The sequence below is a fragment of the Paenibacillus taihuensis genome, assembly GCF_003386535.1.
GTDB classification, from domain to species: Bacteria; Bacillota; Bacilli; order Paenibacillales; family Paenibacillaceae; genus Paenibacillus_Z; species Paenibacillus_Z taihuensis.
Genome location: NZ_QTTN01000040.1, coordinates 22,432 through 37,127, shown reverse-complemented (window position 1 = coordinate 37,127; position 14,696 = coordinate 22,432). Strand labels below are relative to the sequence as shown.

Genomic DNA, 14,696 nt, shown 5'->3' with positions numbered 1-14,696 from the left:
TGAAAGAGGTGCAGCCCATGGGGAGTTCGCTCGGTTCTTGGCTGATCAGGCTGCTCATTGCAACGGTTACGGTGGTGTTTATATATCCGGCGATTGGGTTCGCTTGCCTTGTCATCGGCTTTACTTCGTCATGGCGGTCGGGGCTGTGGATGCTAGGGTCCGCGCTGCTGATGCTGGTTATTTTGAAGTGGGAATCGAGGCAATTTCGACCAGCGCGCCGAAGCGGGCGATCTACAGTTGTACAGGAGCTTGGCCAGTTTCCTGGCGTATATGACAACGATGCTTCGCCGCCGCCGCTGAGCGATATTTACTACGATATTGCAAAGGGACTGCGGGAGCAGGAGTGCTTGTTGGATCTATTGAATAAGGATGCGGAAGATACTAGGCGGCATTCGGTCAACTGCCGGTGCGTGGCTTGTTCCGTGAATACGAGCCGTGAAAGTGGGAAAGCGCACGGGGCTTGATCGAGAAACCGCGCCGAAACTCGGCTGAGAGATCCGAATCGGCATTCTCGGCGAACAAATGGCTCGATTCAAGCGCTGAGAGATCGTATTGGGATCTCTCAGCTCCAGATGAGGGGGGGAGTTGGTTGTTTTATACCGCTGAGAGATCCGAATCGGCACTCTCAGCGGACAAACGGCACGATTCAGGTAATGAGAGAGCGTATTGGGATCTCTCAGCTTCGCAGCCGAACAATCCAACAAACGTTCTGCAGCAGAGAAAACACATACATGCGCTCAGCAGCCAAACCGCACCGAAAGTCGGCTAAGAGAACCAGAAGGCCGCCGGAAGTATAAATCCGGCGGTCTTCTTTCTGCTCCTCCCTCAGTGGAGGAGTAGGTGGAGGAGTGCCCGGAGGGCACGCTTCCCCCACCTATTCCTCCTCCTGCTTCTCCACTATCCTTTTTTACCAATGGTTTACTTTCATTCCCCCTCTTGCTTATACTGTACATATCACGTCTGTGAGAGGAGTTATCCAGGAAATGAACGCATTATCACTTGAACAAGTTTTCAAGCAGTACGGCGAGAAGACAGCGGTGAATGGCATCAGCTTCGAGGTAGAGCAGGGGGAGATTTACGGTCTGCTTGGCGCGAACGGGGCGGGGAAGACGACAACGATGCGGATGGTGCTCGGATTAATCTATCCGGATTCCGGCAAAATCCGGTACAACGGCAAAGCCTACAGTAAAGAACAGCTGCGCGGACTCGGCTATTTGCCGGAGGAGCGGGGGCTATATCCGAAGGTAATGGTAAGTGACCAAATCATATATTTGGCGCAGCTGCGCGGCATGTCGCGGCGGGATGCGGATCAGAACTTGAAGCGCTGGCTGGATCGTTTTGCAGTGCCGGAGTATTACGGCAAGAAGGTTGAAGAGCTGTCGAAGGGCAACCAGCAGAAGATCCAATTCATCGCGTCGGTCATCCATAAGCCGAGCATCGTCATTATGGACGAAGCATTCAGCGGACTTGACCCGGTCAACGTAGAGCTGCTGAAGTCAACGGTGAAAGAGCTTCGCGACGGCGGCACGAGCATCCTGTTCTCGACGCATCGGATGGAGCATGTGGAGGAGCTATGCCGCAATATTACGATTTTACATAGGTCCAATCCTGTACTGCAGGGCAATCTCAAAGCAATCAAGAAACAGTTTCCGCGGGAACGCATCATCCTCGCTACAGAGGGCGACGTGTCCGGATTGGCCGATATTCATGGGGTTATGAACGTCACTCGCCATGAGTATGGCTACGAGCTGCTCATCAGCAGCGAAGAAGCGGGACGGCCCGTGCTGGAACAAGCGCTCCGTCAGACGAATGTAACACGCTTCGAAATTATGGAGCCGACGCTTAACGAAATCTTCATTAAGACAGTAGGTGAGAACCATGAATAGCGGCTTTTGGACGGTTGTCGGATTTACGGCGCGCAACAAGCTGAGAGCAAAATCTTTTATGATTACAACACTTATCATTGCAGTCATTATGAGCATTGGTATCAACCTGCCCTATATCATTTCCCAGTTTAGCGGTGAAAGCAAGCCGACGCCGGTCGGTTACCTGGTAACAACGGTAGATCAGACCAGCTCGCAGATGTTTACGGCCAGCCAGATCGGCACGCTGCTTACGGAATATTACAAGAGCCAGCAGCCGAAGCCAGATCTGAACATTGTCACCATTAAGCCGGCAAACGACTCGGATAAAGACAATGAAGAAGCGCTCAAGAAAGCAGTAGCCGATGGCACGATCGACGGATATATCACCTTCACGCCGAGCAAGAACAAAGGCGATTTCCCGATCGTGACGTACAAGTCGGAGAGCCTTATGGAAGGCAAGGTATCGCAGTCGCTGAAAGGCGCGCTTCAAGGTGTCAAGCAGGAGGCGATTCTACGCGGCGGCGGTCTAAGCGATGAGCTGATGACGCTTCTGCGTTCGCCGGTCCAGCTCGACACGGTGCAAATCTCAACGAACGGCGGCGCAGGCTCGATCGGCCAAGGCAAGACGGAAGAGGAGCAGGGGATGGATATGCTGACGGTATACGTCATCATTATCTTGCTCTTCATGGCCATTATGATCAGCGGTCAAATGATTGCCAGTGAAATTACGGCAGAGAAGAGCTCCCGGGTTATGGAGATTCTCATTACGAGTGTGGCCCCTCTAAGGGCGATGTTCGGCAAAATATTCGGCATGTTCCTTGTTGTGCTGGTTCAGCTGGCGATCTACATTGTGGTTATCGTCATCAACATGACGCTGCCGCATAATAAAGAGAAGCTTGGCGACATGGGTATCTCGCTCAGCAATATCGATCCGGTTCTCGTTATCTACGCGCTCCTGTTCTTCTTAACAGGCTACTACCTGTTCGCGACACTGTTCGCGGCAGTCGGATCGATTGTCAGCCGTACCGAAGACCTCGGTCAAGCGGTCCTGCCAATCACAATGATTTCGCTTGCCGGTTTCTACATCTGTATCCTCGGAGGCATTCAGAACCCAGGCTCGACGCTTGTGAAAGTGTCGTCGTTCATCCCGTTCTTCTCGCCTTATGCGATGGTCGTCCGGCTCGGATTATCCGATCCGCCGCTATGGCAAGTATGGCTGTCGATTGCTATATTGCTCGCGTCGATTCTAGCCGCAGGCTGGCTGTCGGCGAAGATTTACCGCGCAGGCGTGCTCATGTATGGCAAGAAGCCGACGCTGCGCGAGATTGGCAAAGCAATGCGTTCGTATAAGTAAGCTGTCTAAGCAGCTGCAAGAGATACCTCTTACCCTCAGGGTAAGAGGTTTTTTTGTCATGCCCGAAATCTCCTCATATAGGCGACGTGCGTGGGCTTGGGGCGATGTGCGCGGTCGAATTCGTCGATCCGGTTATGGGGGAGCCTTGCAAAGAGCTGATCGCCAAATGCACCAAAATCTGCTTGGGATGAGCAACGGATTCGCCAAGGAATAATGGCTATATCTATGGCTAAACGTTTAGCATATGTTTATACTCGCGCAGCTCCTGTTGGAATTGCTGGAAAATGCCTGACCATATTTTAATTCTTTGCTTGATTCCGCCCCTCTTTTGAGGATCGTAACCGGGCTCCATTAATAGATCAATATACCGATCGAACTTCTCCCTGAGGTTCAGGATGAATCCGGGAATAAGATGAGATTTCGTAAGCTCGCGAAGATCGGCCGCAAACGATTCGCCCAATTTCCGTATGTCCGGGTGCCGCAGTTCCTTTGTTACAACAAACGTTTCCGGCGTGTAATCTTCTCTGTAACCTTGACCGGGGACTTCGTCCCAGAAGTCGATCCACTCCTGCAGCAAGCCAAGCTCATACAGAAAGAACTTCAAAAATCCGCATAACCATGCCGTACATCCCGTATTCCTCAGCTGACATCCGACACCGGGCGCAAGCTGTTTACACCCCTGGCAGCAGGATCCTCCATTAATGATGCAAATGCTGCAAATGTAATCGGATCCGATCTCATGCAGCGCTTCCATCCCCATTGCAATAATGGATTCCCTGCTCACGCGTAAGTTTTCCGGCATTCTCACACACTCCAAACCATATAATTAAATAATCAAATAATAAGATATTTGAACACAATTGCATTCCGTTGGTTACCGACGATTGACTTTGATCGAGTCTGGACGTACATTTATTATATATTCAAATAATCAGATATTCAAATATAAAGAAGGTGTGTACGGTGAAAGGATCGGGAAGATTTGAGGGCTACCGGTTGGCATCGCTGCGCAAGGATTTGATAGCCGGCTTAATTGTCGGCATTATCGCGATTCCATTAGGGATGGGATTTGCCATTGCTTCCGGCGTCAAGCCTGAGTATGGAATCTACACAACCATCGTTGCCGGGATTTTAATTTCCTTATTCGGCGGGTCCAAATATTTGATCGGAGGTCCGACGGGAGCATTCATTCCGATCCTCTTCGCGATTGTGCTCCAATATGGATATGAAAATTTACTGATTGCCGGTTTTATGTCCGGCATTATTCTTGTCATTATGGGGTTATGCAGGCTTGGCGAGTTGATTAAATTCATTCCGCGTCCAGTAACCATCGGATTTACGGCGGGGATTGCCGTCATTATCTTTAGCGGACAAATTTCCAATTTCATCGGCCTTCGAGGTATCGTCAAGCATGAGTATTTCCTGCCGAACATGAACGAGATTATGCTCCATCTGGCTACTGCGAATCTGTATAGCATCGCTACAGCATCGGTCTGTCTCATGTCTCTTCTGATTACCCCGATGGTGCTGCCGAAATTTCCCGGCTCCTTGGTCGGTATCATCGTTTCCACCATCGTCGCTTCCCTGCTGTTCCAAGGGCATGTCGCAACGATCGGTTCCTCATTCGGGGCTATTCCAGCCGGCTTACCCCATTTACATATTCCGAATCTATCCTGGGGCGTCATTACGCATCTGATCCAACCGGCCCTAATCATCGCCATGCTTGGAGCAATTGAGTCGTTGTTGTCTGCCGTCGTTGCGGACGGGATGACAGGCAGCCGCCATAACAGCAACCGGGAATTAGTCGCTCAAGGGATTGCGAACATGATTGCTCCCCTCTTTGGAGGCATCCCCGCAACCGGGGCGATTGCCAGAACGGCGACGAATATCAAGAACGGTGCGGTTTCTCCGATATCCGGCATCATACATGGGGTTGTCGTTTTGGTCGTTCTCGTGCTGTTTGCGCCGTTTGCCTCTGATATTCCGCTTGCAAGCATTGCTCCGATTCTCATGCTCGTGGCTTGGAATATGAGTGAACGCAAACATTTTATGCATATTCTGAAGTCGAGAACAAGCGATTCCATCGTGCTGGTCGCCACATTCATGCTCACCGTCTTAACCGATTTAACGATAGCTGTTGGAGTTGGATTAGCGCTGGCCGTGTTGATCTTCGTGAAACGCATGAGCGACGATCTGGCAGTGGCCAAAGTGCTCCCGGACAGGCAGGAGAAGCATGAGAAAGTCAGGCCGTACGTGGTATCCAAAGACCATGATTGTCCTCAAATCAGCGTGATTTCCGTAGGCGGCACGCTCTTCTTCGGATCGGCAAGCCTATTCGAAAAGTTGTTTCTGGAGCTGCTGCAGCAGCAGCCGAGAATCGTCATCCTTCGCCTGGGAAGCGTTACGTTCATGGATACAACGGGAGAGGCGAATCTGGCGAGAATCGTGAAACAGCTGGAGCGATCGGGCGTGATGGTACTGGTGACCGGCCTTCAGCGGCAGCCGCACAGAATGCTGGTACGATCCGGGCTGTACGATCATATCGGTAAACCCTACTTCTTCAGACATACGGGCGAGGCAATCACATATGCAATCGACCTATTGGATCGGAAAAAATGTCTGGGCTGTACGCACTTCGCCTTCCGAGAATGCACCTCATTATCGAATCGCGAAGCGGGATCCCCTTCGTGAAGGAATATAAGGAGCAGCATCGCTCATGTGGTATAATTTATAGATACGAAGCCCACACGATAAGGGAGAAAGCACTTATGAACCAATTTCATAATATGCAGCAGTTCAAATCCGATTTTTTCAAAGCGCTTGCCCATCCGATGCGGATCCGTATTTTGGAGCTGCTTAGCGAGGGGAATAAGAACGTGAATGAGCTTCAGCAAATATTAAGTTCCGAAGGCTCCGCGGTTTCGCAGCAGCTCGCTGTATTGCGCAACAAGAACGTTGTCTACGGGATAAAAGAAGGCACTACCGTCGTGTATTCACTGAGGGATCCGCTGATCAAGGACCTGCTGGCAGTGGCGAAACAGATCTTTGACAATCACCTCGTAGATGCGATTACAATGCTTGAGGATATCCGCAAAACATAAGGAAGCCCGTCGTCATGGTCATGGCGGCGGGTTTCTCTGTTGTGATATACTGTTTACATAGTACACAATTTCGGCTGTGGATGAGCAAGATAGCGGAGGATCTGAAAGATGGAGAAGGACAAAGAAACAGAAGTGATTCCAAATACAGACAACACAGACAACACGGATGTGCGCCAAAGCTTGCCGAGCGCTTTAGGAATCAGCTGGGGTTACGTCAAGCAGCAGAAGCGGGGACCGAAAGGCGAGCTCAGCATCAAAATGATCGTCGACGCCGCTGTCGCAATCGCCGATAAGGACGGGTTAGCGGCTGTGTCCATGAATCGGGTCGCGCAATCGCTCGGTTATTCCGCGATGTCGTTATACCGGTACATCGAGAGCAAAGAGGATCTTCTTCTGCTCATGCAGGAAGCGGTATGCTTCTACGAGATTCCGGAGATAAGCGAGATTAATAACTGGCGCGACGACATAAGGGAGTACGTTCGGGTAACGGTAGCTGTGTTCTGCGAGCATCCTTGGTTCGGTGATATCCCCCTCTCCGGTGTGCCCATGACGCCTAATCATCTGCGGATCGTCGACTGGGCGCTGCGAGCGCTTCGGGATATGCCCTTGAACGATTTTGAGAAAATGTCGTTTGTCCTTCTGGTCAGCAGCTATGCCAGATCCGTCGGCCTCATTCAGCGGGATATGATTCGCGCCGTTCAGGCGGGCTCTTCGCCGGAAGCGTTTAGCGGTCTCAGCTACACAGCCGCATTGAAGCAGCTCGTCTCGGCGGAACAATATCCTTACTTGCATCCCATCGTCGCTTCCGGCGCCTATACGGGAGAGAACGAAAGCGAGAATACGGTAGGTAACGACTTCGACTTCGGTCTTGAGCGAATACTTGACGGGATCCAAGCTTTTCTGGATCGGAAACAGCAATAAGGTAGAAAAAGCGCCTCGGCCATCTTGGCCAGAGCGCTTTTTTGTAATCCCGATATGTTACCTGCGTCCAGCCTTCCGCTTAAAAACAAGCAGGCACCATATGAATGCGACTGCCAGCAAGCCGAGGCACCAAGCGAGCGACAGCCATCCGTTGTCATGGATCGGCGTTCCGTTCAGCAAGCCGCGGATCGTCTCGATGACCGGCGTGATCGGCTGGTGATCCGCCACGCCGCGCAGCCATGACGGCATCGTGCTCGTCGGAACGAAAGCGCTGGAGAGATAGGGCAGGAACAGCAGGGCGAAGCCGTATCCGCTCGCGGCGCTAGGGTTGCCGGACGAGAGTCCGATGGCTGCGAACAGCCAAGTGAAAGCGAGAATGAACAGCGCGATGACCCCGATCGCAGCGAGCCATTCGCCAGCGGAAGCGGAGGAGCGATAGCCGACAAGATGGCCGGCGCCGATGACGATCGCGGTCGCGACGAGGTTGCGCGCAAGGCTTGCCACGATATGCCCCGTGATGACGGATACGCTCTGGATCGGCATCGTGCGGAAGCGGTCGATGATGCCGTTCGTCATATCTTCCGCCACGCTCACGGCTGTAGAGGAGGAGCCGAATCCGGCGCACAGCAGAATGATGCCGGGAACGACATACACGACATAGTCACCGGTAGCGTCGATGGCGCCGCCAAATACGTAAGTGAACAGCAGCATAAGCATGACGGGTAAAATGATGGCCATTAACAGTGCTTCGGTATTACGTAAGCTTAGCCGGATGCTCCGTCCAATAAATACGGCGTTCGTCGTGAAGAATGAAGTTTTCCTTTCCATCGCGCGTGCGGTTGTCATATCGCTGCCTCCTCATTCGTGGTTTGAATCGCCGACGCCGCCGTCGACGTCGTTGTGAGCGTAACGAACACATCGTCCATGCTCGGTTTGCGGATCGTTACGCGCGTACCAGGTGCAGCTTTCTCACCGAGTCCATTCAGTGTTTGCCGAACATCATGCAGGCTTCCGCTAGTCGGAATGGACATGACGACATTGTCGTGCTCGTCGAGCAACTCGATCACTTCGCCGCCAACGCGGGACTTCAACTGCTCCGCCGTGCCGGTCGCGACGACCTTCCCACCTGAAATAACAGAGATCATATCCGCAAGCTGATCGGCTTCCTCCAAGTATTGTGTCGTCAGAAACACCGTAATCCCGCGGGATTTCAGCTGCATGATAATGTCCCATAAGGCGCGGCGGCTTGTTGTGTCGAGCCCGGTAGTCGGTTCATCGAGGAAGAGGACGGGGCACTCGGTGACGAGGCTGATCGCCAGATCCAGCCTGCGGCGCATGCCGCCGGAATAGGTCTTCACCCGTTTGTCGGCCGCAGCAGTCAGGTCGAAGATTTCCAACAGCTCGGCGGTTCTGGCACGCGTCTCAGTGGCGGTCAGGCCGGATAACCTGCCGATCATCGTCAGATTCTCCCGGCTGGTCAGCATCTCGTCGACCGCTGCGAATTGCCCGGTCAGGCTGATCGAGCGTTTGACGCCATTCCGTTCCGTCGCTACATCGTAGCCGGCTACTTTGGCGGTGCCGGCATCGGCGTCCGTCAGTGTCGTTAGAATGTGAATGAGCGTCGTTTTACCCGCGCCGTTCGGACCAAGCAATGCATAGATTGTGCCTTCTTGCACGGTCAGGTCAATGCCGCCCAGTACCGTTTGCTGACCGTAGCTTTTGCGCAAGCCGCGAATTTCGATCGCATTGCGGTTCATTTAACCAACCTCCATTTTACAACTGATTATGTTATAAACAGTTATTTATGTAAACAGTATATATAATAAACAGTTAATGTGCAACGGTGGACAACAAAAAAATTTGAAGGTGTTGGCGGATAGAGGGACAGCATTTCGCGTCACGTCGCATCGGAACACAAAAAAAGCGATTGCCCCGAATGAGCAATCGCTTTATCACAAACAAACAAGCTATATCTATCAGTCGATTTCCAATCGTTTCCTCACATTCAATGCTGCACCCGTCACCACGGCGTCTTCCGCAAGACTTCCCTTGGAGAAGCGGGGCGTGTAGTCAGGAGCGTAAAAGGTATTCTTGAGCGCAGTCTCGGTCGCGATGCGATAGAAGTCCGGGCTCGAATTCATCAGGGCGCCTCCAAGCAGGACGAGCTCCGGATGATACAGGTTGATCAGATTGGCAAGTCCAATGCCGAGATATGCAGCCGCCTGGTGAAAAGCTTGCTGCACCGACGGTTCGCCATCGTTCAAAGCTTTTACCAAGATCTCATAATTTATGCGCTCAGGCACCACGCCGTATCGTTCGCACAGCGACGATCCACCTCGCTTCGCATTCGTACGCGCCTGGCGCTCCAATGCCGGCACGGAACAGAATGCCTCGAGTGCGCCGTAATTGCCGTTCTCATGCAGCCGCGGACCATCCGAATGAACGATCATTTGACCGATCGAGCCTTCGGTGTCGTACTTGCCATGGACGATGCGGCCGTTCGTCATCATGGCGGCCCGCAAGCTGACGCCGGCGTGCACGTAGAGCGCATGCTCGGCTCTTGGCTCAGGCGCTGCGCCGATCTCACCCATAAGCGCGGCATTCGCCCCATTTTCCAATATCGCGCGGTGGCCTGTTGCTTGTTCGAACATGCTGCATATCGGAACGTTCGTCCATCCTTCTGCAGCGAAATAGAGGGGGCGCAGAATGATGCCCCGATCCCGATCGAGCGGACCAACGGCGCCGATCCCGAGGCCCAAAATTTGCTCGGCGCCGATGCCGTGATCTCGCATCAAGCTCTTGATCATGCCGGAGGCATGGGCGACGAGCGCATCAGGCCTCATGCTCTCATCCATCCACCAGCGGACGAGCGACTTCGGATTGAGCGCCATGTCGAACAACCCGAGCGTCGAGGAGAAGCGGGATATTTCCAAGCCGATGATATACCGGTAATCGGGATTGATGCGGTAAAGGATCGGTTTGCGTCCGCCGTTCGAGGGACCGAAGCCGGTTTCGACGATCAGTCCCTCGGATACGAGGTCGTCGAGCAGCCTTGTCAGCGTACTGTTCGTCAGCTGGTCTGCTGCAAGCAGCTCGGCCTTGGAAACCGTACCGCCGCTGTCTGCGATCCGGGAATAGATCCGTTCTTTAGGTGTGGGAACTCGGCTATCTATAAGGTTCAAGGGCTATCCCTGCCTATCCGTTTAAGTTCGAAGGTTGATTGCATCTGGATTCATTATATCGCATCGGACTTAAATCCAAAATAGATTTTATTTATCGGAATACTATTCATTAAGTCCCTATATAATGGGCATAAAATGATTTGATACGTAATTCCACGAAATACTTAAATCCAAAATGGAATAAAGGTGATATGATAGAGCTATAAGGAGTTGATCGGTCATGCAGCGAGATTGGAGACAACAATTGAAAGTATGCGGCGAGCTGTTCGCTGTATTTACGAAGATAGGGCCATCGACATTCGGAGGCGGATACGCGATGATCCCGATCATCGAGCGAGAGGTCGTAGACAAGCGCCAATGGCTCGATGAGGCGGAGCTTGCTGACATGATGTCGCTCGCAGGCAGCGCGCCCGGTGGCGTAGGCGTCAACTCGGCGGTGTTCGTCGGGTACCGCAAAGCCGGCATTGCCGGAGCGATCGCATCCATCGTTGGCGTTACGCTTCCGGCACTCCTAATCGTAATTGCGCTGAGTCTGGCGTATGTGTTCTTCGGAACGAATCCGAAGCTGGTCGCGGCATTGAAAGGCATTCACGGCGCAGTTATCGCGCTCATTCTGATGGCTGCTTACCGAATGGCGAAAGCGGCTGTTATTGACAAGACAACGGCCGGCGTGGCAATTGCGACCGTCCTCTTGCAGGTGGTATTCAAGCTCAATCCGATCTATATCATCTTGATCGGTCTATTCGCCGGCATCGCCATTATCAAGGGCAAGGAACTGCTCGGACAACGCACGAATATGGATAAAATACCTTCGCATCCTAGCACGCAGGAGCTCTTCGCTCCTGAGTATTACATCTAAGCAGAACAGAGCAGAGCGGGGTGAGCGAATATGATATGGCAATTATTTTTTACTTTTCTCAAAATCGGATGTGTATCGTTCGGCGGCGGCTATGCGGTTATTCCCATGATTCAATATGAGGTCGAGGCGCATGGCTGGCTCGAGCCCGAGCGGTTCCAGCAAGCGGTCGCGATGGCGGGCATGTCGCCAGGGCCGATCTCGACGAACACGGCAACGCTTGTCGGCTATGATGCAGCCGGCATTCCAGGCGGCATTGCCGCAACGCTTGGCATGGTACTGCCATCGCTGGCGATCATTGTGCTGCTGTCGGCATTATTTTTCCGGTTCCAGGGGAGCAAGTGGATCAAGTCGTCGCTGTACGGATTAAGGCCGATCATTACGGGGATGATCGCTTATGCGGCGCTGCATTTCGGATTCCTGAGCGGCAAAGAAGGATTTACATGGACGACGGTTTCTACATTAGTGATTTGTGCCGGCTGCTTGGTGCTGCTTACACGGTATAAACTGCATCCTCTTGCTGTCATTGCAGCTGCAGGAGTGGCAGGCATCGTTATTTACACTTAAAAAAGGTTGTCAGATCAAGGCGGGCAAAGCGTGTGTCCCGTTCCTTCGTCCGACAACCTTATTTCGTTAGGCGTTGCGCGCGCACCGGAACCCGATGTTGCTGCTGGAGCTGTCGGGCGTATTGGAGCTGCGGGCTGCCACACGGTAGCGATTGCAATAGGATTTGTGGCAGAGGAAGGAGCCGCCGCGCATCGATCTCGACGTTCCCTTGGCCGGACCTTTCGGATTATGACGAGCTCCTGTGACGTGAAAGCTCGGATGGAACCAGTCCGAACACATCTCCCACACATTGCCGGATACACTGTAAAGCCCGTAAGCATTGGGGAGGTAAGCGTCTACCGGCGCGGTTCCTGCGTAGCCGTCGCTCGCATGGTCCTTCGTCGGGAATTTCCCTTGCCAGATGTTGCAGCGGTGCTCGCCGTCCGGCTTTAATTCGTCGCCCCATGGGTACCGCTTCTGCACGAGTCCACCGCGCGCGGCGTATTCCCATTCCGCTTCGGTCGGGAGCCGTTTGCCGGCCCATCGGCAGTATGCCTCGGCATCTTTCCATGTGACATGAACGACGGGATGGTTTAGCCGGCTTGCAATATCGGAATCGGGTCCTTCCGGATGCCGCCAATCCGCGCCTTGTACAACCCACCACCACGGCGTGCTCTGAACGGCGCTGACGACCTTCTTCGCTGTCTCGGGAGAGACGAGGGCGTGAAAGACGAACGACCAGCCGAATTGTTCCGTCTCCGTTACATAGCCTGTCTTATCGACGAAACGGGCGAACTCGGCATTGCTGACCGCGCAAGGGTCGATATAGAATGGGTCCAGCGTCACTTCCCGGATCGGGCCTTCGCCGTCGCCGGGAAATCCTTCTTGATCGTCCGTTCCCATCAGGAACGAGCCGCCTGCCATATAGAGCATCGTCTGAATACCATCGCGCTCGGCGTCAGATGGTCGGGCAGCTTTAAATCGGGGCTCGAGTTTTATTGAAGCTTGCGTTTGCGCATCTTGGGGAGTTTGCAAATTTGCTTCGCTCCGCTTAGCTGCGCAGCAAGGTTGAATTGGATCGGATGATTGCTGACTCTCGTTTTGGATCGTGCTGGATGTGAGGTCCATTTTCGATAGGCTCCTTTTTCGCTAGCAGCGTTTGAAGCCATTATACATGTATTACTACGGCATTATCGTAGTTTTAGAGATAAACAGGTAATATAAAGCTAGATTACGAGCAAAGTGGGAGGATGTCTGGATGCAGCCGAATATTTTGTTAATTACAGTTGATCAAATGAGAGGGGACCTCTTGCATTATTTGGGGCACCCCGTTATTGAAACCCCGAACCTGGACAATTTGGCGAGGAATGGCGCGGCCTATACGAGTGCTTATACGGCAACGCCCTCTTGCGTCCCGGCAAGAGCAGCAATCATGACCGGCATGAAGCAGGAGCATCATGGCAGAGTCGGTTATCAGGATAAAGTGTCTTGGGACTACGAGCATACCATTGCCGGAGAATTCGCCGCTGCCGGCTACCATACGCAATGCGTTGGCAAAATGCATGTGTATCCGACCCGCAATCTATGCGGCTTCCATAACGTCGTGCTGCATGACGGTTATATGCATTACAATCGCGATCGTTCTGCGACGACTCCGCTGGGATGGTGGGATCAGTGCGACGATTATTTGAACTGGCTTCGTGAACGAGCAGGCAGTGGCGTAGATATTATGGATAACGGACTCGATTGCAACGCCTCAACGGTTGCGCGGCCTTGGCATTTGGATGAGTCGCTGCATCCAACGAACTGGGCTGTATCGCAATCGATCGACTTCTTGCGCAGGCGCGATCCGGGCAAGCCGTTCTTCTTGTGGACGTCTTTTGTCCGTCCTCACGCTCCGCTCGATCCGCCGCAAGCTTATCTGGATCTATACGATGGAATCGAGCTTCCTCAGCCGCCGATAGGCGATTGGGTGGATCGGTCCGACAGCAGCCGCGAAGGATTGAATCCGACGACCGGCCGCGGCATCGTGCATGAGCGAATGCGGCATAAGTCGCTAGCTGCCTATTATGCGTTGATTACCCATATCGATCATCAAATCGGGCGACTTCTGAATGCGTTATTCGAATATGGAGTACGGAATAATACGATTATTCTGTTCACATCGGATCATGGCGACCTGATGGGCGATCACATGCTATACCAGAAGAGGCTGCCGTATGAAGGAAGCGCGAAGGTTCCTTTTATATTGAACGATCCGACCGGTACGCTTGGTTTGAAGAAGGGGAAGCTGGTCGAAGAGGTCATCGAGCTGCAGGATATTATGCCGACGCTGCTCCATGCGGCAGGTGTTCCGATTCCGCGTACTGTCGACGGAATGAGCGTCATTCCGCTTGCTCAGCCAGAGGAGGCGGACCCGGCGGCGTGGCGAGCGTATATTCATGGGGAACATAGCTTCGGCGAGCGGTCTTACCACTATCTGACGGATGGGAAGCGCAAGTACATCTGGTTCTCGCAAACGGGCAAAGAGCAGCTATTCGACTTGGAAAATGATCCGCAGGAGCTGTGCAATCTAGCGGAGCAGGAGCAGAGACGGCAGCAGCTGGAGCTGTGGCGAGGTCGGTTGATCAGCGAGCTAAAAGGCCGAGAGGAAGGCTATTCGGACGGCTCTCGGCTTATTGTTGGATGCACGCCACTTAATGTGCTGAGCCATTTGGTTGGGCAGGTGCATTAAGGGGCAGACGCGGCCTGGGCGCGGCGCGGGGGTGGGCTAAGAGTCGGGAAATCCGACTCTCAGTACGTCACAGACCAGGAACAACCCTCGAATGCAGCTTGAGAATCGGAATACGCGACTCTCAGCATCAAAACTAA

Annotated in this window: 14 protein-coding genes; 9 read left to right on the top strand and 5 right to left on the bottom strand. The window is 53.1% G+C overall.

The genetic code is table 11. The annotated features are described in order from the left end of the window. Positions 1-17 precede the first annotated feature (17 nt). From A8990_RS25040 to A8990_RS25030, 3 genes are all read left to right on the top strand, one after another. Positions 18-464 (top strand): hypothetical protein, encoded by a 447-nt coding sequence (locus A8990_RS25040; protein WP_116191771.1) that lies wholly within the window; start codon positions 18-20, stop codon positions 462-464. A 519-nt stretch (positions 465-983) separates the two neighbouring features. Further along, positions 984-1,886, top strand: coding sequence for an ABC transporter ATP-binding protein (locus A8990_RS25035; RefSeq protein WP_116191770.1), 903 nt, complete (start codon positions 984-986; stop codon positions 1,884-1,886). Further along, complete coding sequence (locus A8990_RS25030) at positions 1,879-3,219, top strand: ABC transporter permease (RefSeq protein ID WP_116191769.1); 1,341 nt, start codon at positions 1,879-1,881, stop codon at positions 3,217-3,219. Before A8990_RS25035 ends, A8990_RS25030 begins: the two co-directional genes overlap by 8 nt. Positions 3,220-3,448: 229 nt before the next feature. Here A8990_RS25030 and A8990_RS25025 read toward each other — a convergent pair whose 3' ends face one another. Beyond that, positions 3,449-4,021: a DNA mismatch repair protein gene (locus A8990_RS25025; RefSeq protein WP_116191768.1), complete on the bottom strand. Its 573-nt coding sequence runs from the start codon at positions 4,019-4,021 to the stop codon at positions 3,449-3,451. A gap of 161 nt (positions 4,022-4,182) precedes the next feature. On the opposite strand from A8990_RS25025, the gene A8990_RS25020 reads away from it, so the two are divergent. The 3 genes from A8990_RS25020 to A8990_RS25010 all read left to right on the top strand — a co-directional run bounded on the left by A8990_RS25020 (position 4,183) and on the right by A8990_RS25010 (position 7,241). Then, a complete protein-coding gene (locus A8990_RS25020; RefSeq protein ID WP_116191767.1) occupies positions 4,183-5,910 on the top strand; it encodes a SulP family inorganic anion transporter in 1,728 nt (575 codons plus the stop codon). 77 nt (positions 5,911-5,987) lie between these two features. Continuing rightward, entirely contained in the window at positions 5,988-6,320 is a 333-nt protein-coding gene (locus A8990_RS25015; RefSeq protein WP_116191766.1) for an ArsR/SmtB family transcription factor, read from the top strand. Positions 6,321-6,428: 108 nt separating this feature from the next. Beyond that, positions 6,429-7,241: a TetR/AcrR family transcriptional regulator gene (locus A8990_RS25010; RefSeq protein ID WP_116191765.1), complete on the top strand. Its 813-nt coding sequence runs from the start codon at positions 6,429-6,431 to the stop codon at positions 7,239-7,241. Between the two features lie 57 nt (positions 7,242-7,298). Here A8990_RS25010 and A8990_RS25005 read toward each other — a convergent pair whose 3' ends face one another. From A8990_RS25005 to A8990_RS24995, 3 genes are all read right to left on the bottom strand, one after another. Continuing rightward, positions 7,299-8,087 carry an ABC transporter permease gene (locus tag A8990_RS25005; protein ID WP_116191764.1) on the bottom strand — a complete coding sequence of 263 codons (789 nt, stop codon included), beginning with the start codon at positions 8,085-8,087 and terminating at the stop codon, positions 7,299-7,301. After that, the gene (locus A8990_RS25000) at positions 8,084-8,998 is read right to left on the bottom strand and encodes an ATP-binding cassette domain-containing protein (RefSeq protein WP_116191763.1); all 915 of its coding nucleotides are present in this window, start codon (positions 8,996-8,998) and stop codon (positions 8,084-8,086) included. The genes A8990_RS25005 and A8990_RS25000 overlap by 4 nt, the downstream gene beginning before the upstream one ends. A gap of 219 nt (positions 8,999-9,217) precedes the next feature. Beyond that, on the bottom strand, positions 9,218-10,423 hold the full coding sequence (locus A8990_RS24995; protein WP_245996200.1) for an ROK family transcriptional regulator: 1,206 nt from the start codon (positions 10,421-10,423) through the stop codon (positions 9,218-9,220). A 220-nt stretch (positions 10,424-10,643) separates the two neighbouring features. On the opposite strand from A8990_RS24995, the gene A8990_RS24990 reads away from it, so the two are divergent. Together A8990_RS24990 and A8990_RS24985 are read left to right on the top strand one after the other, a co-directional pair. Then, the gene (locus tag A8990_RS24990; protein WP_116191762.1) at positions 10,644-11,282 is read left to right on the top strand and encodes a chromate transporter; all 639 of its coding nucleotides are present in this window, start codon (positions 10,644-10,646) and stop codon (positions 11,280-11,282) included. Between the two features lie 30 nt (positions 11,283-11,312). Next, complete coding sequence (locus A8990_RS24985) at positions 11,313-11,846, top strand: chromate transporter (RefSeq protein WP_116191761.1); 534 nt, start codon at positions 11,313-11,315, stop codon at positions 11,844-11,846. Between the two features lie 66 nt (positions 11,847-11,912). Here the strand turns inward: A8990_RS24985 and A8990_RS24980 are convergent, their stop codons facing one another. After that, the gene (locus A8990_RS24980; protein WP_116191760.1) at positions 11,913-12,953 is read right to left on the bottom strand and encodes a formylglycine-generating enzyme family protein; all 1,041 of its coding nucleotides are present in this window, start codon (positions 12,951-12,953) and stop codon (positions 11,913-11,915) included. Between the two features lie 130 nt (positions 12,954-13,083). On the opposite strand from A8990_RS24980, the gene A8990_RS24975 reads away from it, so the two are divergent. Beyond that, entirely contained in the window at positions 13,084-14,559 is a 1,476-nt protein-coding gene (locus tag A8990_RS24975) for an arylsulfatase (RefSeq protein WP_116191759.1), read from the top strand. Positions 14,560-14,696: the final 137 nt, after the last annotated feature.

What these genes read in the sequence shown, in the direction of transcription:
- A8990_RS25040 (WP_116191771.1), top strand. Translation starts at nt 18, where the DNA reads ATGGGGAGTTCGCTCGGTTCTTGGCTGATCAGGCTGCTCATTGCAACG.
- A8990_RS25035 (WP_116191770.1), top strand. Translation starts at nt 984, where the DNA reads ATGAACGCATTATCACTTGAACAAGTTTTCAAGCAGTACGGCGAGAAG.
- A8990_RS25030 (WP_116191769.1), top strand. Translation starts at nt 1,879, where the DNA reads ATGAATAGCGGCTTTTGGACGGTTGTCGGATTTACGGCGCGCAACAAG.
- A8990_RS25025 (WP_116191768.1), bottom strand. Translation starts at nt 4,021, where the DNA reads ATGCCGGAAAACTTACGCGTGAGCAGGGAATCCATTATTGCAATGGGG.
- A8990_RS25015 (WP_116191766.1), top strand. Translation starts at nt 5,988, where the DNA reads ATGAACCAATTTCATAATATGCAGCAGTTCAAATCCGATTTTTTCAAA.
- A8990_RS25010 (WP_116191765.1), top strand. Translation starts at nt 6,429, where the DNA reads ATGGAGAAGGACAAAGAAACAGAAGTGATTCCAAATACAGACAACACA.
- A8990_RS25005 (WP_116191764.1), bottom strand. Translation starts at nt 8,087, where the DNA reads ATGACAACCGCACGCGCGATGGAAAGGAAAACTTCATTCTTCACGACG.
- A8990_RS25000 (WP_116191763.1), bottom strand. Translation starts at nt 8,998, where the DNA reads ATGAACCGCAATGCGATCGAAATTCGCGGCTTGCGCAAAAGCTACGGT.
- A8990_RS24990 (WP_116191762.1), top strand. Translation starts at nt 10,644, where the DNA reads ATGCAGCGAGATTGGAGACAACAATTGAAAGTATGCGGCGAGCTGTTC.
- A8990_RS24985 (WP_116191761.1), top strand. Translation starts at nt 11,313, where the DNA reads ATGATATGGCAATTATTTTTTACTTTTCTCAAAATCGGATGTGTATCG.
- A8990_RS24980 (WP_116191760.1), bottom strand. Translation starts at nt 12,953, where the DNA reads ATGGACCTCACATCCAGCACGATCCAAAACGAGAGTCAGCAATCATCC.
- A8990_RS24975 (WP_116191759.1), top strand. Translation starts at nt 13,084, where the DNA reads ATGCAGCCGAATATTTTGTTAATTACAGTTGATCAAATGAGAGGGGAC.